The sequence below is a fragment of the Butyricicoccus faecihominis genome, from assembly GCF_024462775.1.
GTDB lineage: Bacteria > Bacillota > Clostridia > Oscillospirales > Butyricicoccaceae > Agathobaculum > Agathobaculum faecihominis_A.
Genome location: NZ_JANGCE010000002.1, coordinates 79,427 through 102,432 on the forward strand (window position 1 = coordinate 79,427; position 23,006 = coordinate 102,432).

The following is a 23,006-nucleotide window of genomic DNA, read 5'->3' on the forward strand; positions in this document are numbered from 1 at the left end:
AATTATAGTACCGCTTATCGATATCCAATTTCTAATTACTAATTTCTAATTATGAATTAACAATCGTGAGCATGCCCCGTTCTCGTTTTAAGATACCGTCCATTTCCAGCATGGTGACGATGGACATCACACGGGCCGGGGCCATATCGCATTGCTCAACTAATTCTGCCGGCGTCAGAGCGCCGCCCCGCACCAACTCCGCGACCTGCCGTTCCTCCGCTGTGAGGTTTTCGGGAAGCGGTTTTGCCGCGGCGGGCTCGTCCGCCTGCGGCGCGGAGAGCGGCTTAACCGCCTGCCGCTGTTCCACCGCCTGCCATGCAGCTTTCGCATCCGCCGTTTCTCCGCCCGCCTGCCGCAAAAAGGCTTCGCGCACGCGCGCGCTGTCGGGCGGTGCGGGCAGCATACCGGCATAGGCGCGCAGAAGCGTTTCCGGTCCGGTCAGGATCGCGGCCTCGCCGCGCTCCAAAAGCTCGTTGCAGCCGGCGGAGCAGCCCGCGTCCACCGGGCCGGGCACGGCGTAAACATCCCGCCCCTGATCGAGCGCGTGGTGCGCGGTCAGCATGGTGCCCGAACGGTAGCTGCGCGCTTCCACGACGACCGACGCGACCGCAAGGCCGCTGATGATGCGGTTGCGCGCCGGGAAAAGCCCGCCTTTATGCACGGTGCCCGGCGGGTTTTCACTGACGACCGCGCCGGAAAGCAGGATATCGCCCATCAGCCGCCGGTTTTCCTGTGGGTAGCATAGATCCACGCCGCCCGCGAGCACGGCCACAGTGATGCCGCCGCCGCGCAGCGCGCCCCGGTGGGCGGCCGCGTCCGCGCCGCGCGCCATACCGCTTACCGTAACAAAGCCCGCCTCGGCGAGCGACCGTCCAAGCCCTTCGGCCATGCGCACGCCGTAAGACGTTGGCTCGCGCGAACCGACCACCGCGATACCGGGCGCGGCGTCCAGATCGGGCCAGCGCCCCCGCACATAGAGGACGAGCGGCGGATCGGCGATCGCGCACAGCCGGTCGGGGTAGGCGCTGTCGCCAAGGGTCAGGATGCGGATATCCTTCTTTTCACAATCCGACAGGATTTCATGCGCGCGGGTCAGGGACTTGTCCATCAGGCATTCCACCTGCCGGCGGTTCAGCCCGGCGGCGGAAGCGGCAAGAGCGGCGCGGTCCGCCGCGTACACCGCGTCCGGCGAACCGAACGCCTGCACGGCCAGATTTGCCGCCTGCGGCCCCAGCCCCGGCAATGTCGCCAGCCAAAGATAGCTTTGCAATGCAGACACCGTTCAACACCCCTTTTGTTAAATTAGGAATTAGTAGTTAGTAATTAGTAATGAAAGGACATCGATCCACGGTTATTTCCCGTGCAATTACTAACTACTAATTACTCATTACTAATTATTTTGTCATTTCATAGATCAAAATCGATGCGGCGACGCCCGCGTTGAGCGATTCGGCGCGCCCCGCCATCGGGATGATCACGGAGCCGTCCGCCGCGTCCAGCGCGGCCTGCGTCACGCCCGCGCCCTCACTGCCGACGATCACGGCGGCGTTTTTCATTGCTCTGTCGCAGATGGGTACGGCGTCCGCCCGCAAGGCGGCGGCATAAATATACAGCCCATTTTGCCGCAGCAGCGACACCGCCTCCAAAAGCGGCAGGCGCGGACAGGGCAAGCGGAAAATGGCCCCCATCGTCGCCCGCACTACCTTGGGGGAAAACGGATCAGCGCAGCCTTCGCACAATACCACGCCGCCGAGCGCGAACGCATCGGCAGACCGCAAAATTGTGCCAAGGTTGCCGGGATCCTGCACCCCATCGAGCAAGAGCACAGGCTTTTGCTCCGCAAGGGTATCCGCGCCCCACCGCGGCTGCGCGCAGGAAAACAGCACGCGGCCCGGCGTTTCCACCTCGGAGGCGGAACGAAACAGCGCGTCCGGCGCCTCGTACAGCTTGGCGCCGGCCTCCTCCGCTTTGCCGAGGAGCGCGGAAAACGCCGCGTCCTTCTCCCCCGCCCGCGCGATCACCGTGCCGATTTTCGCGTTTGACGATAGCGCTTCGCGCAGCATCTTTTCGCCCTCGCACAGCATTTCGCCGGTCTCGCGGCGGTACTTCTTTTCACGGCCCAGCCGGGCCAGATGGCGAAGCGCCGCGTTCTGTTTGCTTTCAATGAGGATCATTCGAGCTCCACCACCTGATTGACATTTTCGTTCGTGCCGATCACGATCAACACATCGCCTTCCGCGATCACTTGATCGACCGCCGGGGTCACATCGACCTTGCCGCCCTCGCCGTGGCGGATGGCCAATACGTTGATCAGATATTTGGCGCGCACATTGAGCTGGCCCAGCGAGTGCCCGATCCAGCTATGCGGCGGATGAATTTCCACGATCGAAAAATCATCGCTCACGCCGATATAATCGACCACGTTGGTGCGCGCGAGCCGCTGCGCCAAACGCTGGCCCATCTCGCTTTCGGGCAGCACCACACGGTCCGCGCCGATACGTTCAAGCACGCGGGCGTGCACCGGGCTTTGGGCCTTGGCCACGATATATTTGGCGCCCATATCCTTCAGCATGACCGTGATGAGCACGCTTGCCTCCAGATCGGTGCCGACCGAAACGATGCAGCAATCGAAGTTGCGCGCGCCGACCGAGCGCAGAACGGCTTCATCCTCGCCGTCGCCCACGATAGCCTGCGTCACGCTGTCCGCGATGCGCTGTACGTTTTCCTCGCTGGAATCCAGCACAAGGACTTCCTGTCCAAGCAGCGACAGCTCGCGCGCCACCGCCATACCAAACCGCCCAAGGCCGATCACTAAGAATGACTTCACGTTGCATCCCCCTCATGTTTGAGTTAGGAGTTAGGAAGTAGGAAGTAGGAAGTAGGAGTTTATTGTGCCGCGCTACGCGCGGCCACCGCAACTCCTAATTACTAATTCCTAATTACTAATTACTAATTCCTAACTCCTAATTACAAGCTTCATCCCACCATGACAAACCCTTCCGGGTAGTGCATCTTGGGCGGTTCGCGGCGGCGCATGAGCACGGCGACGCCCAGCGTCAGCACACCCACGCGTCCAAGGTACATCAGCGCGATCAATATGAAATGCGACACCGTGCCCAGCGCGGGCGTCAGCCCCATGGACAGGCCGACCGTTGCAAACGCGGATACCGCTTCAAACAGGCACTGGTGAAAGGGCGCGGCCTCCAAAAAGGAGATGGCGCACGCGCCGGTCAGGCTGAGCATAAAACCGACGATCAGCATGGTCACGGCGTTCATCACGCTGCGCGGCGCAATGGCACGGCCAAAGGCGAAAACCGTCGTCCTGCCGCGCAGAGCCGAAAGCGTGGAAAGCAGCAGGATCGCCGCTGTGACTGTTTTTACGCCGCCCGCCGTCGATCCGGGCGATCCGCCGATCAGCATCAGAAAGCAGCCGAGCGCCTGACTTGGCCCGGTCAGCGCCGCCTGATCGATCGTGTTAAAGCCCGCCGTGCGCAGCGTGACCGACTGGAAGCCCGCGGCCAACAGCTTGCCGCCCGTATTGAGCTGGCCAAGCGTGGACGGGTTGCCCCACTCGAACAACAGCGTTAGTCCGAAGCCCGCGAGCAGCAAAATGCCGGTCGTGACGAGTACCAGCTTGGTATGCAGGTGCAGGCGCTTAAAATTGCGCTTATCCCACACATCGCTCCACACGAAAAAGCCGAGGCCGCCGACCACGACCAGCACCATCAGCGTTAAAGAAACGATCGGATCGGAAACATAAGCCGTCACCGAGGGGTAGAGCCTGCCCGGCTCACCCATCAAATCAAAGCCCGCGTTGCAGAAAGCGGATACCGCGTGGAACACGCCCATTTTTACGCCGCGCGCCGGTCCGACGAGCGGGATAAAGCGCAAGGCAAGCACCACCGCACCCGCGCCCTCAAACGCGAGCGTGCCGAGCAGCACGCGGCGCGTCAGCCGCACGATACCGGCGTTTTCGGTCATATTGAGGCCCGCGCCCATCACCATGCGCTCGCGCAGCGTGATCGTGCGGCGCAGCAGGAAGGAGGCGAGCGAAGCCATGGTCATAAACCCAAGGCCGCCGATCTGGATGAGCAGCAAAATCACCAGATGACCGAAATTCGACCAATAGGTGGCCGTATCATGCACCACCAGACCGGTGACGCAGGTTGCGGAGGTAGCGGTGAACAGCGCATCCTGAAAGGAAGTGAAATCGCCGTTTCTGGATGAGACCGGAAGCGTCAGCAACACCGCGCCCAGCAGGATAATGCCGATAAAGCCAAGGGCCATAACGGACGTGGGCCGCCAGCACCTACGGCCACGCCCTAACGTATGGGAAAACGTAGTAAAACCTCTCCCCTCGAAAAGAAATACGAAATGCCGAAAGCCTGAACGGCACCCGTTCAGGCTTTATGTGCGGTTTAGTCCGCGCCCAGCGGTTTCATGGTCGGGAACAATAAAACGTCGCGGATGGAGGCCGAATCGGTCAGGAACATGACCAGACGGTCGATGCCCATACCCATGCCGCCCGTGGGGGGCATGCCGTATTCCAGCGCGGTGACAAAATCGTCGTCCATCATATTGGCTTCGTCGTCGCCCGCAGCGCGCAGCGCGACCTGACGCTCAAAGCGTCCGCGCTGGTCGATCGGGTCGTTCAGCTCGGAGAAGGCGTTGGCCAGCTCGCGGCCGAACACAAACAGCTCGAACCGCTCGGTCAGGCGGGGATCGGACGCCATGCGCTTGGCCAGCGGCGATACCTCGACCGGGTAATCGATGATGAAAGTGGGTTGGGTGAGCTTTTCTTCGACAAATTCCTCAAAGCACAACGCGAGCAGGTCGCCCCAGCTCTCCTTGCCCTTTTCGGTTTCCACGCCCTTGGCCTTTACTTGGCGCAGGGCTTCCTCGCCGTTTATATTCATAAAATCGATCCCGGCGTACTCCTTGACCGCGTCCGCCATGGTCTGGCGCTTCCAGCCCTTGGCAAAGTCGATCTCCGCGCCCTGATAGGTCACCTTGGTTTTGCCCAGCACCGCGTTGCACACGTGCACGATCATATCCTCGGTGATGTCCATCATGCCGTTATAATCGGTATAGGCCTGATAAAGCTCAATGGTGGTAAACTCCGGATTGTGCTTGGTATCCATGCCTTCGTTGCGGAAGATACGGCCGATCTCGTACACCTGCTCCAAGCCGCCCACGATCAGGCGCTTGAGGTGCAGCTCGGTCGCGATGCGCATGTACATATCGATATCGAGCGCGTTATGGTGCGTGATGAACGGACGGGCCGCCGCGCCGCCGGGGATGGTGTTCAGGCACGGAGTCTCGACCTCCATAAAGCCGCGGCCATCCATAAAGCGGCGAATTTCGCGCACAATAGCGGAGCGCTTTTCAAAGGTATCGCGCACCTCCGGGTTGACGATCAGGTCAACATAGCGCTGGCGGTAGCGCATATCGGTATCCTTCAGGCCGTGCCACTTTTCGGGCAGGGGCAAAAGGTTCTTGGAGAGCAGCGTCAGCTCCTGCACGGCAACGGAGATCTCGCCCTTCTGGGTGCGAAAAACCTCGCCGGAGACGCCGATCAGATCGCCGATGTCCAGCTTTTTGTAGCCCTTATACTCCTCTTCGCCGATGTTGTCGCGCTTGATATAAAGCTGCAACCGGCCGCGGCGGTCGGAAAGGTCGGAAAAGGACGCCTTGCCCATGATGCGCTTCGACATCATGCGGCCCGCGAGGCGAACGGTCTGCCCTTCGAGCGCGTCAAAGTTTTCGTGTATCTCGTTTGTGTGGTGGGTGCGCTCAAATCGCACCTGCTGGAACGGGTCGGCCCCGGCCTGCTGGAGCTCGGCGAGCTTTTCGCGGCGAATGCGCGCAAGCTCGTGCAGCTCTTCGGCGGTCGGTTCTGCCGCCTGCGGGTTTTGCTCAACTGCCATATCTTTCACCTATCTTTAAATATCGATTACTTCTTGATTTCGAGGATCTTGTACTTGACCGTGCCGGAGGGCGCTTCCACCTCTACGATCTTGCCCACCTTTTTGCCCAGCATGGCCTTGCCAAAGGGGGATTCGTCGGAAATCTTGCCTTCCATGGGATCGGCTTCCTGCGAGCCGACGAAGTGGTACTCCTCTTCCTCGCCGAACTCCATATCCTTTACGACAAAGCGGCAGCCGGGCGATACCTCGTCCGCCGAGTACATATCTTCATTAATAATGACCGCGTGCGAGACAATATTCTCAAGCTCCGCGATACGAGAGAAAACCTTGCCCTGTTCGTTTTTCGCTTCGTCGTACTCCGAGTTCTCCGAAAGGTCACCGAAGGAGCGGGCTTCCTTGATCTGTTCCGCGACTTCTTTTTCGCGTACAGTTTTTAAATATTCCAGTTCGTCGCTCAGTTTATCCAGACTTTCCTGTGTCATCTTAAATTCTTTTGCCATAATCGAAACCTTCTCATTCTACGGAATCGGCCCAACTGGAGCCGTACAATACTCACTATTATATGTAAGGAAAACAGCAATGTCAAGCGACGATCAATTTTTTTGCCTAATTTGCCATATCCACGCCAGCTTATGCGCGCTTTTTGTGCTTTATTCGCCCATGCGCAAAAAAAGGGCGGCGGTATTCCCCCGTCGCCCGTGTCGATTGCTATTTTTCTTCCAGCCGGTAGCGCCGCATAGCCTCCGGCAGCGTATCCTCCCGGTCGTCGCCCGGCCAGCGCGCCCGTTGCAGCTCATAGCCGCCCAGCATATAAATTTCGCGCACCGAGCGGTCGATCGCCTCCTGCCGCGTGCAGTACGCGCGGAATTGATTGACCTTTTCCTCGTCCGCGAGCCGCCGCTCGACCGCCGCTTTATGCGCTTCCGCCGTCAATCTGAGCTGCTGCACATACGCCCGCCCGCAATAATGCGCAAACTCAGCCTCCGCCTGCTTGAGGTCCGGCGCGCCCTCCGCCTTGCCCAGAAACACCAGCATGGCGTGCGCCTGTCCATAGGCGACAAAATAACCGCGCAGCGCGTCTAAATAGATCCAAATGTCGTACATTTCCTCGGTCAGCGCGTTACAGGCGGCGATGTCAAAGCCTTCGTAAACACGATCCATCAGCTTTCTGTTTTCCTCCAGCGCCTGCTGATAGCCCTGTCCAAAGTCCTTCAGATACCGGTTCAGCTCTTCCGTTATCCCGTCAAAGTCCGCGTGCTCGTCCGGCGCGAGCGCCTTGATCGCATATGACAGAATGCTCATAGCATCAAATCTCCTTTTTGTTTATAGGTATATTATGTGTCATTTTGGGACAAATATCAAGTGTTTCATTTTGGCACATTATACTTTGCTTGAGGTGATTTATGTGAGACTTCGTATAAAGGATGTGCGCGAAGACAAGGATTTAAACCAAGAGGATGTTGCCAAAGCGATTGGCATTCCACGGTCTACTTATTGCAATTATGAAAGTGGACGTCGCAACATTCCCAATCAGGTTCTTTTTGATCTCGCAAACTATTTTAATGTGTCGATCGACTATCTTCTTGGACGAACCGATTAATTGTATCAGTATAAACTTCCTTGCGTATTTTATTCAAACAAAAAAGCCGCTTGTTGCCCGGTCTGTTATCGACCAAGGCACAAGCGGTTTTTGGACGGTATATCAAAAATGCGCGGCCGGATGAGATCACCAATATCATTAAGATAAGGTCAGGCGAGACAAAAAGGTAACGCAAACACAGAAAAAGTAGGGCGCGACGCCCTCGGCGCGCCGAGAGCGAAGCACCGGGATAAGTGAGAGCATCAAACAGGCTGGTACGGCCGAGCGAAGGGACATGGTTTCTCAGCAAGTGTTACGTCCCTTCGAGACGGCGCGCCGAGGGCGTCGCGCCCTACTAGCTCGGTGAATCCCTTGTTTTTTTCTATGAGTTTCCCTTAATTAAATGACATTGATAGGGTCACTCGGCCCTACTTTTTTGTAGGGCGTGGTGACCCCACCACGCCGTTCCTTTGGTCACGAGCGCGGCGAACCGCCAACGCTACTTTAATACTTCTATCGCCTTTTGCAGCTGCGGGTCCTCCTCGGGCTCCAAAAAGTAAAAGTTCTTCCGTTGCTCTTCGGTTAGATTCACCTCAATATCGGGCGCGATTCCCTTGCCCGCAAGGCTCACGCCCTTGGGTGTGAAATACTCCTCCTCCGACAGGTTGACCGCCGAGCCGTCGGACAGCTTGAACGTCTGCTGCGCGCGGCCCTTGCCCGTCGTATGCGTGCCAATCAGCGTCGCGCGGCCATATTCCTGCAAGGCAGCCGGGAAAAACTCGCCGGCGGAGATGGAACGTTCATCGATCAGCACCGCGATCGGCAGGTCGATCATCTCCGCGTCCGACGAATAAACGGTCTCCTTGCCCTCGCGCGTGCGCAGCGTCATGACCGTGCCCTCGGGCAGAAGCGGGTCGAGCGCTTCGCTCAACTCGGTGACCCGGCCGCCGCCGTTGCGCCGCACATCGATGATGAGCGCCCGCGCGCCCTGCTCGATCAGGCCGTCCAACGCCGCCTTGAACTGCTCGGCGGCGCCCGCATGAAAGCTTGCGATGCGTAAGTACCCGATCTGATCCTCCAGCATTTCACCCCAAGAGATGCGCTGCACCACCATGGCGCGCGTCATCGCAAGCGTTTTTTGCTCGCCGGTCTCGCCCTTGCGGATGGTCACGGATACCTCGGTCCCCTCTTCGCCCGCGACGGCGCTGATCACTTCGCTCGCCCCGTCCTTTTCGGTGGTTTTGTCGTCCGCGCCCAAGATATAGTCACCCTTTTCGACGCCCGCCTTTTCTGCCGGCGAATCGTCGTAAACCTCGCTCACGCGGATCTCCTTATCGCTCGAAACAACGGAAACGCCGATGCCGCAGGTCTTCCCCTCGCTCGACAGGCTGTATTCCTCGTATTCCTCCGCCGTCATGTAATAGGACCATTTATCCTCCAGCCCTGCGACATAGCCGGTCGCCGCGTAATCGGCCAGCTTTTCTTGGTCGATATCTCCCACGAACACACGGTTTGTAATATCGTCTATTTCATGCAGCTTGCTTTGCACCGCCCGGTTGGGCCATGCAAACGCCGCATAGCTGCCCGCCACGCCTACCGCGAGCGCCATCAGGCACATCACGCAAGCCGTTAAAACAGAAACTCGCTTTTCCCTCATTTAAATTCGCCTTTCCTCAAAAACAGGGGGAGAGCGTTTTGTGCTCTCCCCCCAGATGTTGATCAATTAAAATGTAAAGTAGCTCTTCGGGTCGGTGGTCTGACCGTTGACGTACACCTCGAAGTGAAGGTGCGGGCCGGTGGAGTTGCCGGTAGAACCGACATAGCCGATTACCTGTCCCTGCTCGACATACTGGCCCACCGAAACGACCTGACTGGACTGGTGGCCGTAAGCCGTCATAACGCCGCCGCCGTGGTCGATGACCGTATAGTTGCCATAGCCGGAAACCCAGCCCGCGGTGGTGACGGTACCGGAGGCCGCCGCCAAGATCTCCGCGCCGTAGCCCGCCGGGATATCCTCGCCCGCGTGGAACTTACGGGTGCCGAAGATCGGGTGGATACGCCAGCCGTACGCCGAGGAATTGGAGGTGCAGCTCGGCGTGGGCCAAACAAAGGTGCCGGAATACGGGATGCCGCCCGCCGCCGCGGACTGGCGGCTCATCGCCGCGATTTCGCTGCTGACGGACGCCATTTCACTGGCGATGCGGTCATACTCGGCTTCCTGCTCGGATTTATAGGCTTCCAGACTTTCCTGCAAGGCGGCCTGCTGCTTTTCGTTCGCCGCAAGCTCATCCGCCTTGTAGCTCAGGTTTTCCTGATAGTTTTTCTGTTCATCCTGCGTGGTCTGCAATTCGTCGCGCTTCTTTTCAATGTCTTCCTTAGCGGCGCGGAACTCCTCGACCACCTTCTTGTTATGGTCGATCAGCTGGGTGACGACCTCGATGCGGGAAAGCATATCCGTAAGGCTTTTGGAGTTGAGGACAACTTCCAGATAGGAAGTGTCGCCCTGCTCATAGGTCTCGCGCACGCACTCGTCGAGCTGATCCTTCTTGACCTGCAACTGCTCTTCCGCAACCGTCAACTCGCTGGTTTTTACATCGATCTGGGTTTGCAGGCGGCTTATGTAATCCTCAACCGTGGCGATTTCCTGCTTGGTCAGCTCGATCTCGCTATTAAGCGCTTTTCGCGCGGCCTCGATATCGCTCACCTGATCGCCTAGAGAAGCCAGTTCCGCTTTAATAGCGGATTTCTGTTCCTCCAAGGTGGATAGCTTATCCTTTAATTCATCCGCGTCCGCCGCCCCCGCCAGAGGGACCAGACCGGAAACGACCACGGAAACCACCATGACGATCACAAGGATCGCGGCGATCGCACCGGAGATCATACGAATGGTCTTTTTGCTCATCATAGAAATCACATCGCTCCTTTGCTCAATCGGGAATCAGACATTCATAAACTTGCGGATGCTCGTGACCGAGCCGCCGATGCCGAACAGCACGCCCGCTCCCGCGAACACGCCGAGCACCAGATACCGCAGGTGGTCAAACGGAACAAGATCGAGCAGCGGTATGACGCCGGAAACAACATTTTGCATTTCGGTATACACGCCCCACTCGGCAAAGAAAGCCAAAACACCGGCGAACAGGCCAAGCACCATTCCCTCGATCACAAAGGGCCAGCGGATGAACCAGTTGGTCGCGCCGACCATCTTCTGAATGGAGATCTCCTCGCGGCGGGCAAACATGGCCAGCTTTACGGTGTTGGAGATGATAAAGATCGAAATGAGCGCCAACGCCACGACCATGGCCAACGCGACAATGTTGAACACGCGCTGAATCTGCACCAGCTTAGCAATGGCGGAAGCATCCGCGCGAACGCGGGCCACGCCTTCCACGGCTTCGATCTCGGCGATCGTCTGGCTGGCGATGCTGGCGTCCTTAAAGGTCAAAACAAAGGAGTTGCGCAGCGGGTTGTTGCTCGAATCGTAAATATCGAGAATATCGGAATCCTCGCCCATATCGATGCGGTAGTTGGCAAGCGCCTGATCGCGGTCTACGAATTCTATGGTCGCGACGTTCTCAATATCCTTAAAATCGCGGCCAAGGCTTTTGGCGGCGCGGGTATCGAGGCTGTCGTCAATGAAAACGACGATCTCGCTTTGCTTTTGCAAATCGACGATGTTCAGGTCGATATTGAGCGCGATCAGCGTCACGGTCCCGGTAAGAAGGAGACAGGCCAGCATAATGATCACAGCGGCGATGGACATAAAGCCGTGCGAAAAAATGTTGCGAAAGCCTTCCTTCCAGTAATAACTAAAGCTTCTCATAATTATAGTACCCACCTGTCTGGTCGCTGATGATTTCGCCCTGATCGATCACGACGACGCGCTTTTCAAACTCGTCCACAAGCCCCTTTTCGTGCGTGACGATCAGCACGGTCGTGCCCAATTCGTTGATCTTCTCGAACAGCGTCATCAGTTCGAGGGAGCGGGCGGGATCAAGGTTGCCGGTCGGTTCGTCCGCAATGATCAGGCGCGGATTATTGACCAGCGCGCGGGCCACCGCGACACGCTGCTGCTCGCCGCCCGAAAGGTTCATCGGCTTTTCACCGGCCTTTTCCGCAAGGCCGACCAGATCGAGCACATACGGCACGCGTTCTTTGATCGCGCGGCTTTTGGCGCCGATCGTCCGCATCGCAAAGGCGACGTTTTCATAGACCGTCTTATTCACGATCAGGCGAAAATCCTGAAACACCACGCCAAGCGTGCGCCGCAGGTAAGGAATCTGCCGTTTTTTCATTTCCCCAATGTTGTAGTTATTGACCAGTACCCGCCCTTCGGTGGGCCGCACCTCGCCGGTCAAAAGCTTTATCATGGTCGTTTTGCCCGAACCGGACGCGCCGACCAAAAAGACAAATTCACCCGCTTCAATGTGCAGGCTCACTTTGTTCACAGCGCGCGTGCCATTGTCGTACACCATGGTGGCGTCTGTCATTCGTATCACAGGTAGTCCTCCCCGGATTTCTGTTCTTTTTACAAAAAAAGACAAAGGCGCGTGCGTATGCGCGCCTCTGTCTATTGTAACAGATATTCCCCAAACGCGCAAGTCGACAATTCCTGTCAAAACCCCGCATAAGACGGTTTTTTTGTGAAGATTTCATGGATTTTTGGTAACACCGGCAATTCTTCCGCGCCGATTCCGCATCCCCGGTCGAAACTCTGTATTTTGATAAAACGCTTTTACCGGTTGTTCTCCTCGCGGCTCGCCAGATACTTGCGTACCATGAGCGCGACCTTAAATACGATCGCGTGGTCGAACTCGCGCAGATCGAGACCGGTGAGCTTCTTGATCTTTTCCAGACGGTACACCAGCGTGTTGCGGTGCACGAACAACTTGCGCGAAGTCTCGGACACGTTCAGGTTGTTCTCAAAAAACTTTTGAATGGTAAAGAGCGTTTCCTGATCGAGCGAATCGATAGAGCCTTTTTTGAACACCTCGGTCAAGAACATTTCGCACAGCGTGATCGGAAGCTGATAGATCAGTCGGCCAATGCCGAGGTTTTCAAAGCTGATGATACTCTTTTCCGTATCGAACACGCCGCCAACCTCAATCGCGGTCTGCGCTTCCTTAAAGGAGCGGGCGATGTCCTTCATCTGGGACGAGATCGAACCGATGCCAATCAGGCTCTTGACCGAAAGCTCGGTTTCGAGCGCCTCTTCGATCGCCGCGGCGGACTTGGTCAGCTCCTTCAAATCACAGCCGGCCTTGACCTCGCGAACGACGACGATATCGCTCTCCGAAATATGCAGCACAAAATCGCGCTGCTTGTCCGGAAACAGGCTGGTCACCACGTCGATGGCGGCGACGTCCGCCGGGGCCTGCTGGCGGATCAGGAATACCACGCGCGGCACATCGTTCCCAAAGTGCAGTTCGCGGGACTTGATGTAGATATCGCCGGGCAGGATATTATCCAGAATAATGTTTTTTACAAAAGTCGCCTTGTCGTGCTTTTCATCGTAAAGCGTCTTGACGTTGTTGATCGCGACTGCCACCAGCGAACAAATGCTGCGGGCAAGCTCATCTTCGCCCTGTACAAACACGGCGTACTCCATGCGGGAGGTCCTGTCCCCCGTGGTGTGGTAAGTATATCCGCCAAAGCGCACCAACTCTCCGGCAAAGCCAAGCTCGGTGACCGCTTCCTCGCGCATCTCACCGATACGAGGCAGATCGGTGCATGCGATGACCGCTCCTGAAGCATCCACGATGCCAATGGTGCGATCCACCGTATCCTTCATCTGCAAAATGATCGACTGGAACAATCTCGAAGCCATTTCCATCACCTTTCCCGACTGTCGTTTACCCTCTTCTTCTCCTGCGCCGAACGCGCCCCTCATCTGAAGGTCTCTTCTTTGTGCGCTGTCATATGCGTGCTCGTTTAAACGGTTATGAGGAACCATCATTGTTCACAAGAATAAGACGGCATCCCTGTGCATTTTAAGTAATTATATCACAACCGTCAATAGTTTTGTACAAATTTTTTAAAAATTCTTTGTAGAAATTTTATTTTTTTGTTGAGGTCGCCGCGGCAAGCCCCTCCGAAGGGCGCAAAAGCGCGATTTCAGCCTCCGTCAGCGGACGGTATGCGCCGGGCGCGAGCGACGTGTCCAGCCCCAGCGCGCCGATCGACAGCCGCTTGAGCGCGTTCACCTCCGCCCCCACGGCTTTGAGCATGCGTTTCACTTGATGGTACTTGCCCTCACACAAGGTGACGCGCACGGTGAGCGCGGGCGCGTCGCGCACGATCTCCAACGCGGCGGGGCGGCATACCGTGCCGTCCCCCAGCGTCAGCCCCTCGCGAAAACGGGCTTCGGCGTCCGGCGCGAGCTCACCGTCGCACACGGCTTCGTACAGCTTTTGCACATGGCGGCCCGGGGCCATGAGCGCGTGGCTCAAAGCGCCGTCGTCCGTGATCAAAAGCAGCCCTTCCGTGTCCTTATCCAGCCGGCCGATCGCAAACAGGCCCTTGCGCTCGTTCTCGGGAAACAGCTCCATCACCGTTTGATGGCGGCCGTCCCTGTTGGCGGTTATGACGCCGGCGGGTTTATTGAGCATATAATACCGCTGAGCGCGGTAACAAAGCGCCCTGCCGTCCAGCGTGAGCGCGGCAAGATCGGGATCGGCCTTATACGCGGGATCGCGTACGGTTTGTCCGTCCACTGTCACACGGCCCGCGCGGACCCACGCGGCGACCTCGCGCCTGCTGCCGCAGTTGAGATGTGTGAGAATTTTATCCAAACGCATTCCGGGCATTTTGTGCCTCCCGACCATCGATTACTGCAAATAGCATAACACTTTTTCGCAATTTGCACAATAGACAATCGTAAAAAAAGTGTATTTCTATCAGGCAACCGTGCGAAACAGAGAAACCAACAGCCATTTTTTGTGCGAATCGGCGTATACATTTGCATAAAAACAGCCCGCCGCAGACTCTGCTGCGGCGGGCTTTGGGTGTCATATTACTCGCTTGGCGCGCTTTCTGGCGTATCGCTGGCGTCCGCCGGCGGGGTCTCCGCACTGTCGGATGGGGCGGCCGCGTCCTCTGATGGAGTCGCGTCGGGCGCCGCCGTGCCCTCAGAAGGCGTTTCCGCGCCTTCCTCCGGCGGGGTCTGGCCGTCCTGCTGGGGCTGGCCGGTCTGCGGCGCGGCCGTCTTTTCCTCCGGCATGCCGGTGATTCCGTGCACAAAGCCGTCCGCCTCGGCGGCGCTGATATCGGCCGCGATCAGCTTGTTTTTGCGGATAAGCAAATTGGCGGTCACGCCCTCCGCCCCGCTGGGATATTCGGTCAGTTCATAGGTGTAAAGCGTGGCGCGTTTGCCCTGATAGGGCGTAAGATCGAGGCCCTGCGCGAGCTGAATGGCGTTGTAGGCCTCGTATGTTTCATCGAAGGTCTTGGGCACCTGCACCTCGCGCTCGCTGCGCGGCTCCGGTTCGACCTTCCAGCCGAAGCTGTTTAGAAGCGCGACGCGCTGCTCATTGTTCTTTAGTTTGGCGTCCATCCCCTCGGCCGCCGTAGCCTCCGCGCTGGCCGGTTCCGCCGCGTCGGGCACAAGCGCCGATACGCCCCACACGACCGCACCGACCACTAAAACGCCCGCAATCGCCTTTTTTACCGATACCTTAGTTGCGTAAACGATCATTTTCGTCCCTCCTGCCGCTAACATGGTCTATCCTATGCGGCGGGCGGACGGGTCAGAACAAAAAAGTTAAACAAGCTCCGCGGCAAACGCCTGCGCGAGCGCGTGCAGGCTTTCGCGCTGCACCTCGGTCAGCGAGGACCTGAGCGAGACCGGGTTCTCCATCACGTTCATGGCTTTCATTTCTGCAAGGCGCGCGGCCATGTGCTTGGCCGCCACGGGCGCCCAAGTGCCGTTATCGATCAGGGCCACCGTGCGGTTCTGCACGTTCAGCGCCTTCATATCGCTCATCAGCGCTTCCATTTTGGGATGCAGATTGCCATTATACGTCGGCGCGGCAAAGACAAGATGACTGCACCGGAAGATTTCGGCGATCAGGTCGGACAGATCGGCATCCGATACATCGTACATCTTGATATCATGCACGCCCGCTTCGGCCAGTTCGCCCGCAAGGACGGAGGCGGCGTTTTCGGTATTGCCGTACATGGTGGCGTAAAGGATGAGCACCGCTTTATCTTCCGGTTCGTAGGTGCTCCATTTCTGGTATTTCTCCACCAGCACCTCCGGATGCGCGCGCCAGACCGGCCCGTGCAGCGGGCAAAGGAACTGGATATCGAGCAGCGCGGCCTTTTTCAGCACCGTCTGCACCTGCGCGCCGTATTTTCCCACAATGTTGGCGTAATAACGGCGGGCGTCGGTCATCCAGTTCTGGTCAAAGGTGATCTCATCGTCAAACAAATTGCCGGCCAGCGCGCCGAACGTGCCGAAAGCGTCGGCGGAGAACAGGGTCTTGCCCAGCTCGTCGTAAGTGACCATGACCTCGGGCCAGTGCACCATGGGCGCCATGAGAAAATGCAGCGTGTGGCGGCCGGTGGAGAGCTTGTCCCCCTCGGCGACGACGAGCGTACGGTCGCTCACGTTGAGCGGGAAAAACTGGCCGATCATGGACAGGGCTTTGGCGCTGCAAACCAGCTTGACATCCGGCCAGCGGCGCAGCGTTTCGCCCAGCAGCACGCAGTGATCGGGCTCCATGTGGTGGATGACCAAATAATCGAGCGCGCGGCCATCCAAACCATGCTCCAAATTTTCAAAAAACAGGCGGCCAATGGCTTCATCCGCCGTATCAAACAGTACGGTCTTTTCATCCAGCAGCAGATAGCTGTTGTACGACACGCCGCGCGGGATTGGAAAAAGGTTTTCAAACCGGTTCAGCCGGCGGTCGCTGCCGCCGATATAAAGAAGATCATCCGTAATTTTTCTTGTGCAATACATATTAAGGTGTGCACCTCCATTACTTCTAAGTCTGCTTCCAGTATACCACGTATTTTTCTCTAAGTGTATACAAAAATCCTGCCACGCAAACCGTGCGCTTCGTCAAAAAAGCACGGATTCGCCGTATTTAATGCGCCCGCTCCGCCTTACGGGCGGCCGCTCATATGCCGCTTGCATGAAACCGGCCGCCCCTGCCCGGTCATGCTGGACCTGCCACTGCTCGACACGCGGCGGGGGCGCGAGGGGCTCTTTAACACGCTAAAAGGAACCGGAGAAGGCTTTCTCCGGTTCCTTTTTGGGTTTTTCTGTTATTCTTTATTGAGTGCTTCCAGACGCGCCTTGTTCTCAGCAATGACCTTTTCCTGAACCGGCTGGGGCGCTTCGTCGTACCGCTCGAACTGGGATACGAACGAACCGCGGCCCTGCGTCATCGAACGCAGCGTGATCGCATAGTCGGTCAGCTCGGCCATCGGCGCTTCCGCGACGATCTCCTGCTTGCCGCCCTCAATCGGGTTCATACCCATGATGCGGCCGCGGCGCTTGTTCAGGTCGCCGATCACATCGCCCATGTAAGCATCCGGAACGACGGTCTTGATCGCGGAGATCGGCTCGAGCAGAACCGGGCTGGCCTGCGGAATGCCCGCCTTGTAGGCCAGACGCGCCGCCATTTTGAACGAAAGCTCGTTGGAGTCCACATCGTGGTACGAGCCGTCGGTCAGCACGGCGTGCAAGCCGACCAGCGGATAGCCCGCCAAAACGCCATGCTCCATCGCTTCGCGGATGCCCTTATCTACCGCCGGGTGGAAGTTCTTCGGCACGGAACCGCCGAAAATCTTTTCCTCGAACAGATAATCGCCCTCGGTATACGGCTCGAAGTCCATCTTGACATGGCCATACTGGCCGTGACCGCCGGACTGCTTCTTATGCTTGCCTTCCACCGATACCTTTTTGCGGATCTTCTCGCGGTAAGGCACGATCGGCTCGGTCAGATCGACATCCACGCCGAACTTATCTCTCAGCTTGGCGCACAGCACATCCAGATGGATGTCGCCCGCACCCGAAATGGTGTGCTGCTTGGTCTCGGGGTTGAATTCGGTTTCAAACGAAGGATCCTCATCGTGCAGACGGCTGAGACCGGCGGATATCTTTTCTTCCGCGCCCTTCACCTTGGGCACGATACCGCGCGTGTAGCACGGCGGCGCGATCTCAATCGGCTCGAGTTCTACCTTGCGCACGCTCATGGAAAGCGTATCGCCTGTCTTGGTGGTGACCAGCTTGGATACCGCGCCGATGTCGCCGCAGCCGACAAGCGGCACTTCGGTCGTCTTTTTACCGCAGACGGTAAAGATATGGCTCATTTTTTCGTTCGCGTCCGCCCGCTTGTTGACAAGCACCATGTCCTGCTTGACCTCGCCCGACATCACCTTGAAATAGGAGAAGCGGCCGTACTGGTCGGCAACGGTCTTGAACACGAACGCGCAGGCGGAACCGTTGGGCGTGCAGTTAATCTCGATCAGTTCGCCCTTTTCATCCTCGCACAGCTCGATGGGCTTTTCATCCGGCGAGGGCATGTAGTCCGCAATGCCCTTGAGCATGGCATAGGAACCGATGCCGGTCGCCGCGGTACCACAGAACACGGGCGCGATAACCAGATCCTTAACGCCCTGACGGATGCCCGCGATCAGCTCTTCATCGGAAAATTCCTCGCCCGCGAAGTAGCGCTCCATCAGTTCTTCGGACAGCTCGGCCACGTTTTCGCAAAGCGCGGCGCGGTGCTGGTCGATGCGCTCCTTCATATCCTCCGGGATCGGAATCTCGACGCGCTTATTGCCATCCATCTTGTAGGCCTTGCGAATGACGCAATCGACCACGCCAACGGTATCGCGGTTGCCTTCAAAGATAGGCACGACGATCGGCGCGACGGATACGCCAAACTGCTTTTGCAGCTTGTGCAGCGAGGTATAGTAATCCGAGTTTTCCTCGTCAATCTTGGAGATGTAGAACATACGCGGCATAGCGTGTTCTTCGGCGCGCTCCCACGCTTTTTCCGTGCCGACGCCCGGGCCGGATTTACCGGTCGCGACGATCAGAGCGGATTCCGCCACGCGCATCGCACAGTTTACTTCGCTTTCAAAGTCGAAGAAGCCGGGCGTATCGAGCAGATTGATCTTGCAACCCTGCCACTCAAGCGGCGCGACAGCGGTAGAAATAGTGAACTGGCGCTTGATCTCTTCGGGATCAAAATCGCACACGGTGTTGCCATCTGTGATTTTACCGACACGATCGGTCACGCCAGCGATGTTCAGCAGGCTTTCGATCAGCGAGGTCTTGCCATCGCCGCCATGGCCCATCAGACATACGTTGCGAATCTTATTTACTGGATAATTGGCCATATGTTTATAACACTCCCCTGCCCTTGCTCCATGCGCGGGCACTTTGTTTCGGGAACAACTCCCTGTTTGTTATTATACACGAGTTTGCATGTCGTTGCAAGCGGTTTTTTGTGCAAGTTTATGAGGTTCGTCCGACGCAACCGGACAACACCCGCGCGCGTCCGGGCTATTGAAAATCTCTGCGCATTCCACACAATTTCCATTTTCGCATTTTGTGCAACTCGACGAATTTTAATTTTTTTCAAATTTTCTGTCACAAAACGCCTTTGTAAAACGTTTATATAGTATACGAACATTTGGAGGGATGGAATATGACCAGAGCCTATATCGCGACCGCAGCAGCCGTACTGATGGTAGCACTTGCCGTGTTTTCCATCCTATCCGTCATGCCGTTTTAAGCGTTGCCGTACATTCTCTTTTTTCTTCATTTCTTTTTTGACAAAGAGCCGTTTCCAGTAAGGAAACGGCTCTTTGTCATTTGTCTGAAAGCAGCTTTTCCAGCGCGTCGCGCAAAAGCTTCATATCGATGGGCTTGGCCACATGCGCGTTCATCCCGGCGGCCAGCGCCGCCTGCACATCCTCGGAGAAAGCGTTAGCCGTCATGGCAACGATGGGGATGGAAGCCGCGTCCGGCCGGTCAGCTGCGCGGATCGCCCGCGTCGCTTCATAACCGTTCAGTTCCGGCATCTGCACATCCATCAAAATCGCGTCATACGTGCCGGGAGCGGCGCTTAAAAACGCCTGTACGGCCCGGCGGCCATCCTCGGCCACGGTTGAACGCGCGCCGTACAATTCGAGCAGCGCGCCCAGTATTTCGGCATTGATCGCATTGTCCTCCGCCACCAGAAAGTGGCGCCCGGCAAAAGCCGCGTCTTCTGACTCAGCCCCGGCCAGATAAAGCTGTCCGGTCATCGTGTCGGCGCAGTCCGCTATCTCACAAAAGCGGAAATCCAGCGTGACAAGGAAGGTAGAGCCCTCGTCTACACGGCTTGAAACGCTGATCTGGCCGTCCATCAGATCGATCAGTCCCTTGGTGATGCTCAGGCCAAGACCGGTGCCCTCCATGCGCCCCGAAACCGATTCACGGCTGCGGGTAAAAGGCTCGAACAGGTGCGCGAGAAATTCTTCCGACATGCCGCGGCCATTATCCTGAATGGTAAAACGATACCTTGCCCAGCCCACGCCCTTATTTTCCGGCAGTTCGTCCACCGCAAACCGCACTGTACCGCCCCGCGGCGTGAACTTGACCGCGTTTCCAAGGATATTAATCAGAATCTGGTTTAGGCGCAGCGCATCTCCATAGAAGCACGGATGATCCAGCCGGCCCATTTGCCGTTCCAGCGTAAGGCCGCCCGTTTCCGCCTGCGGCTGTAAAATGGCGAACAACTGCTCGACAAGCTCAGGCAGCAGGATCTGTGTGCTGCCCAGCGTTACTTTGCCGCTTTCGATCTTGCTCATATCCAGTACATCATTGATCAGACTGAGCAAATGCTTGGATGAGATCGCAATTTTGGACAGACAGTCCCACACGCGTTCGGAATCGTCAAAATGGGCGGTGGCCAGCGTGGTCATTCCCATGATCGCGTTCATCGGCGTGCGGATATCATGGCTCATTGCGGAAAGGAAGTCGCTTTTGGCGCGGCTTGCCTCCTTGGCAAGCATGAGCGCCCGCTCCAGTTCGTCCTTGGCCTGCCGTTCCGCGCGGAGCATATCAGTCACATCGGCCCGCGCAAGGCAGACGCGGCCGAGCGCCAGATCCGCCGCGGAGATCGTGATGCGCTTGATGCGCTTACCCGTCGCGGACGATAGGGTAGCATAAGTAAACGAATAGGGTCCCTCGCGCGCGAGCCGGTCCATGATGCGGTCCCGCTCGAGCATATTGAAAAACGTTTCCCTATCCTCCGGCGTCACGTAAGCTTTGCCAAAGTGGCGCACCGCATCGGAGTAGCAATGGCGTTTGGGCCATGCATCCGCGCTTTGGGTAAAAACCAAAGCGGTAAAGCTGTCCTCCTGCACGTCCACATCGGCGACCAGATCGTAGCCTGTCAGCGAAAGACCGCGCAGGATACGGTCGGAGATCACCTGATCGGTCATATCCATAACGGTCAGGATACCCGTTACATTGCCGGTATCCGGCTCAGCCACCAGATGCACCGTGATTTGCACATACCGGCCGCGCTTTTCCCGCGGCATCCGCATGAAGCATTTCAGCCGCTGTTCGGACTCGCCGCGCCGAAAAGCCGCCAACGCCGGCTCGTTCAAATAGAGGCTTAAAAACGCCTGCCGCTCCGCCGGGTCGGGAATCAGCTCCGAAATGCCGGTAAAAAAGGCGTTGCGCTCGTTGCCCAGATTTTTCAGCAGATCGGAACCGGTAAAGTCGATGATCTCTTCTATCCTGCTTTCGGTCACATTGCAGTGGCCCACGATCAGCGTGTTTGGGTCGGGAGAACGATAGTGCTGCAACAGCAGTTCTTTATACTGCTGGCGGATGCGCTCCTGATCCTCTATCTCCTTTGTCACATCGTTGCAGGTGGCATAGATCCGCTTGGCGCCGGTTTCCTCCCGCGCGATGGACAGGCGGCATTTGATCCATATCGCGCTCCCGTCTACCCGTATCAGCCGCCCGCGCAGTTCCAGAAAATCGTCCTTCCCCGCCACAAATTCCCGCACAAGGCAGCTCACGCGCGGTGCGTCGTCCGGATGGATAAAGCCCAGCACATCGTTTCCATAGCGATCCTGCGCTTGCTCGGCCGTCATACCAAGCAGCGCGCCAAAACCTTCGGATAGGTATTCCGTATAGCATTGTTGTTCCGCGCTCAGCCGCACGACGGCAACGCCGCCGGGCAGATTGCTCACAATGGTTTGGAAGTATTGCTCTAGCCGCACCATTTCCTTCTGCGTTTCTTTCAGGTCGGTGATATTATGAAACACGCAGTGCAGCAGCGGACAGCCGTCCTGCTCGCCGGTCTGCTTGGCCAGCACATGCACCCAAACGGTGTGCCCATCCCGGTGCAGCTTGCGGAATTCAAAATCCGCCACGGTGTGGTTTTGCAGCGCCTCGTTCACCCGTCGAACGACCATTTCCGTATCCGCCGGATGGATCATCTTGACCGCGTCGCCGCGGCATAGCTCCCGGTATTCTTCCACGCTGTAGCCCGTTATCTCGGGCACGCCGTCGGAAAAGTAAATGGTTTCAAAGCGATCCGATATCTTATAGATCGCCACGCCGCCCGGTATGGCGTTAATAATATCCTGCATTTTTTCGCTGGATTCGGCCAGTTCCTTTTCCAGCCGCACCTGCTCGCTGACATCGGTATACACCGCGTACAGCAGCTTGGATCCATCCTCCTGCGCCTTGACCGAACCGTCGAGCTGGATCCAGCGGTATTCTCCTTTTTTATCGTTGAACACGCGGTAGATATGGCGCATGACGCGTCCCGTGCGTATGGTTTCCGCGATTTTCTGCGTCAGCGCGGGCAGATCGTCCGGATGCACGCCCAGAAAGGTGGTTTCCTGCTCCATATTCGCGATGTGCTCATCCGAATAGCCCATGATCTCGTAAAAAGCAGAGTTATGGAACACCGGCGCGATCGTGCGTCCATCGTACCGGTAGCCGCACAGACCGCAGGGCACGCTGCTGAAGGTGGTCTCCAGCTCCTCCGTGACCGCGCGCACCCGCGCTTCCTCACGCTTTTGATCGGTGATATCCAGAATGTATTCGATATGGGCGCGGCGGCGCCCCCAGAGAATGACCTTGCCGCTCAGCTGATAAACGCGGCTGTTGGAGGGCAGGCGGAACTCGCGCACACACAGCTCATCCTCCCGCATTTCACCGACCCGGCAAAACGGGCAGGGACGGTCGAAACCGGCGGCGCCGTAGCACGTTGTCTTTCCCACAACGCCGGACCGCATGAGAAGATCGCGGGACAGCCGGTTGGCATAGAGCAGCTCGTAATCGTCCAGCGCGCTCACGTACACAGCAACCGGAGCATTATCTAAAACGGCCGCCATTTGATCCGGGGATAAAACGATGCCCTGCATCATCAGCTTCCGCCCCCTTTCTGTTGTATATCTTCATTTTATCTCAGACGATCATCAATTACAAGTTCAAAAGCGTTCGCATGTTCGAAATCTACAAGATCCAT

At 57.5% G+C, this 23,006-nt stretch carries 18 protein-coding genes; 1 reads left to right on the forward strand and 17 read right to left on the reverse strand.

Annotated features, from left to right (window positions below):
* Positions 1-49: 49 nt before the first annotated feature.
* From dprA to NE562_RS02040, 7 genes are all read right to left on the reverse strand, one after another.
* On the reverse strand, positions 50-1,279 hold the full coding sequence (gene dprA / locus NE562_RS02010; RefSeq protein WP_280960720.1) for a DNA-processing protein DprA: 1,230 nt from the start codon (positions 1,277-1,279) through the stop codon (positions 50-52).
* A gap of 115 nt (positions 1,280-1,394) precedes the next feature.
* Complete coding sequence (locus NE562_RS02015) at positions 1,395-2,174, reverse strand: TrmH family RNA methyltransferase (protein WP_280960721.1); 780 nt, start codon at positions 2,172-2,174, stop codon at positions 1,395-1,397.
* Positions 2,171-2,827 carry a potassium channel family protein gene (locus NE562_RS17765; RefSeq protein WP_280960722.1) on the reverse strand — a complete coding sequence of 219 codons (657 nt, stop codon included), beginning with the start codon at positions 2,825-2,827 and terminating at the stop codon, positions 2,171-2,173. The genes NE562_RS02015 and NE562_RS17765 overlap by 4 nt, the downstream gene beginning before the upstream one ends.
* Positions 2,828-2,976: 149 nt before the next feature.
* Positions 2,977-4,287 carry a TrkH family potassium uptake protein gene (locus NE562_RS02025; RefSeq protein WP_280960723.1) on the reverse strand — a complete coding sequence of 437 codons (1,311 nt, stop codon included), beginning with the start codon at positions 4,285-4,287 and terminating at the stop codon, positions 2,977-2,979.
* A gap of 131 nt (positions 4,288-4,418) precedes the next feature.
* Positions 4,419-5,927: a lysine--tRNA ligase gene (lysS, locus tag NE562_RS02030; protein ID WP_280960724.1), complete on the reverse strand. Its 1,509-nt coding sequence runs from the start codon at positions 5,925-5,927 to the stop codon at positions 4,419-4,421.
* Between the two features lie 26 nt (positions 5,928-5,953).
* Positions 5,954-6,427, reverse strand: coding sequence for a transcription elongation factor GreA (greA, locus tag NE562_RS02035; protein ID WP_280960725.1), 474 nt, complete (start codon positions 6,425-6,427; stop codon positions 5,954-5,956).
* 208 nt (positions 6,428-6,635) lie between these two features.
* A complete protein-coding gene (locus NE562_RS02040; protein WP_280960726.1) occupies positions 6,636-7,229 on the reverse strand; it encodes a hypothetical protein in 594 nt (197 codons plus the stop codon).
* Between the two features lie 34 nt (positions 7,230-7,263).
* Between NE562_RS02040 and NE562_RS02045 the strand changes: the two genes are divergently transcribed.
* Positions 7,264-7,527, forward strand: a complete 264-nt coding sequence (locus NE562_RS02045) for a helix-turn-helix transcriptional regulator (RefSeq protein WP_330645827.1) — start codon at positions 7,264-7,266, stop codon at positions 7,525-7,527.
* A gap of 478 nt (positions 7,528-8,005) precedes the next feature.
* Here NE562_RS02045 and NE562_RS02050 read toward each other — a convergent pair whose 3' ends face one another.
* The 10 genes from NE562_RS02050 to NE562_RS02095 all read right to left on the reverse strand — a co-directional run bounded on the left by NE562_RS02050 (position 8,006) and on the right by NE562_RS02095 (position 22,905).
* Positions 8,006-9,163, reverse strand: a complete 1,158-nt coding sequence (locus NE562_RS02050) for a S41 family peptidase (RefSeq protein WP_280960727.1) — start codon at positions 9,161-9,163, stop codon at positions 8,006-8,008.
* Between the two features lie 66 nt (positions 9,164-9,229).
* Positions 9,230-10,411 carry a murein hydrolase activator EnvC family protein gene (locus NE562_RS02055; RefSeq protein ID WP_280960728.1) on the reverse strand — a complete coding sequence of 394 codons (1,182 nt, stop codon included), beginning with the start codon at positions 10,409-10,411 and terminating at the stop codon, positions 9,230-9,232.
* 33 nt (positions 10,412-10,444) lie between these two features.
* Complete coding sequence (gene ftsX / locus NE562_RS02060; protein ID WP_280960729.1) at positions 10,445-11,329, reverse strand: permease-like cell division protein FtsX; 885 nt, start codon at positions 11,327-11,329, stop codon at positions 10,445-10,447.
* A complete protein-coding gene (gene ftsE, locus NE562_RS02065) occupies positions 11,316-12,005 on the reverse strand; it encodes a cell division ATP-binding protein FtsE (protein ID WP_280960730.1) in 690 nt (229 codons plus the stop codon). Before ftsE ends, ftsX begins: the two co-directional genes overlap by 14 nt.
* A 236-nt stretch (positions 12,006-12,241) precedes the next feature.
* The gene (locus tag NE562_RS02070; RefSeq protein ID WP_280960731.1) at positions 12,242-13,333 is read right to left on the reverse strand and encodes a PucR family transcriptional regulator; all 1,092 of its coding nucleotides are present in this window, start codon (positions 13,331-13,333) and stop codon (positions 12,242-12,244) included.
* 229 nt (positions 13,334-13,562) lie between these two features.
* Positions 13,563-14,312 carry a pseudouridine synthase gene (locus tag NE562_RS02075; RefSeq protein ID WP_280960732.1) on the reverse strand — a complete coding sequence of 250 codons (750 nt, stop codon included), beginning with the start codon at positions 14,310-14,312 and terminating at the stop codon, positions 13,563-13,565.
* A 206-nt stretch (positions 14,313-14,518) separates the two neighbouring features.
* Positions 14,519-15,199, reverse strand: coding sequence for a DUF4830 domain-containing protein (locus tag NE562_RS02080; RefSeq protein ID WP_280960733.1), 681 nt, complete (start codon positions 15,197-15,199; stop codon positions 14,519-14,521).
* A gap of 66 nt (positions 15,200-15,265) precedes the next feature.
* Entirely contained in the window at positions 15,266-16,468 is a 1,203-nt protein-coding gene (locus NE562_RS02085; protein WP_280960734.1) for an FprA family A-type flavoprotein, read from the reverse strand.
* Positions 16,469-16,776: 308 nt separating this feature from the next.
* Positions 16,777-18,861 carry an elongation factor G gene (locus NE562_RS02090; protein ID WP_280960735.1) on the reverse strand — a complete coding sequence of 695 codons (2,085 nt, stop codon included), beginning with the start codon at positions 18,859-18,861 and terminating at the stop codon, positions 16,777-16,779.
* Between the two features lie 474 nt (positions 18,862-19,335).
* Complete coding sequence (locus NE562_RS02095; RefSeq protein ID WP_280960736.1) at positions 19,336-22,905, reverse strand: hybrid sensor histidine kinase/response regulator; 3,570 nt, start codon at positions 22,903-22,905, stop codon at positions 19,336-19,338.
* Positions 22,906-23,006 lie beyond the last annotated feature (101 nt).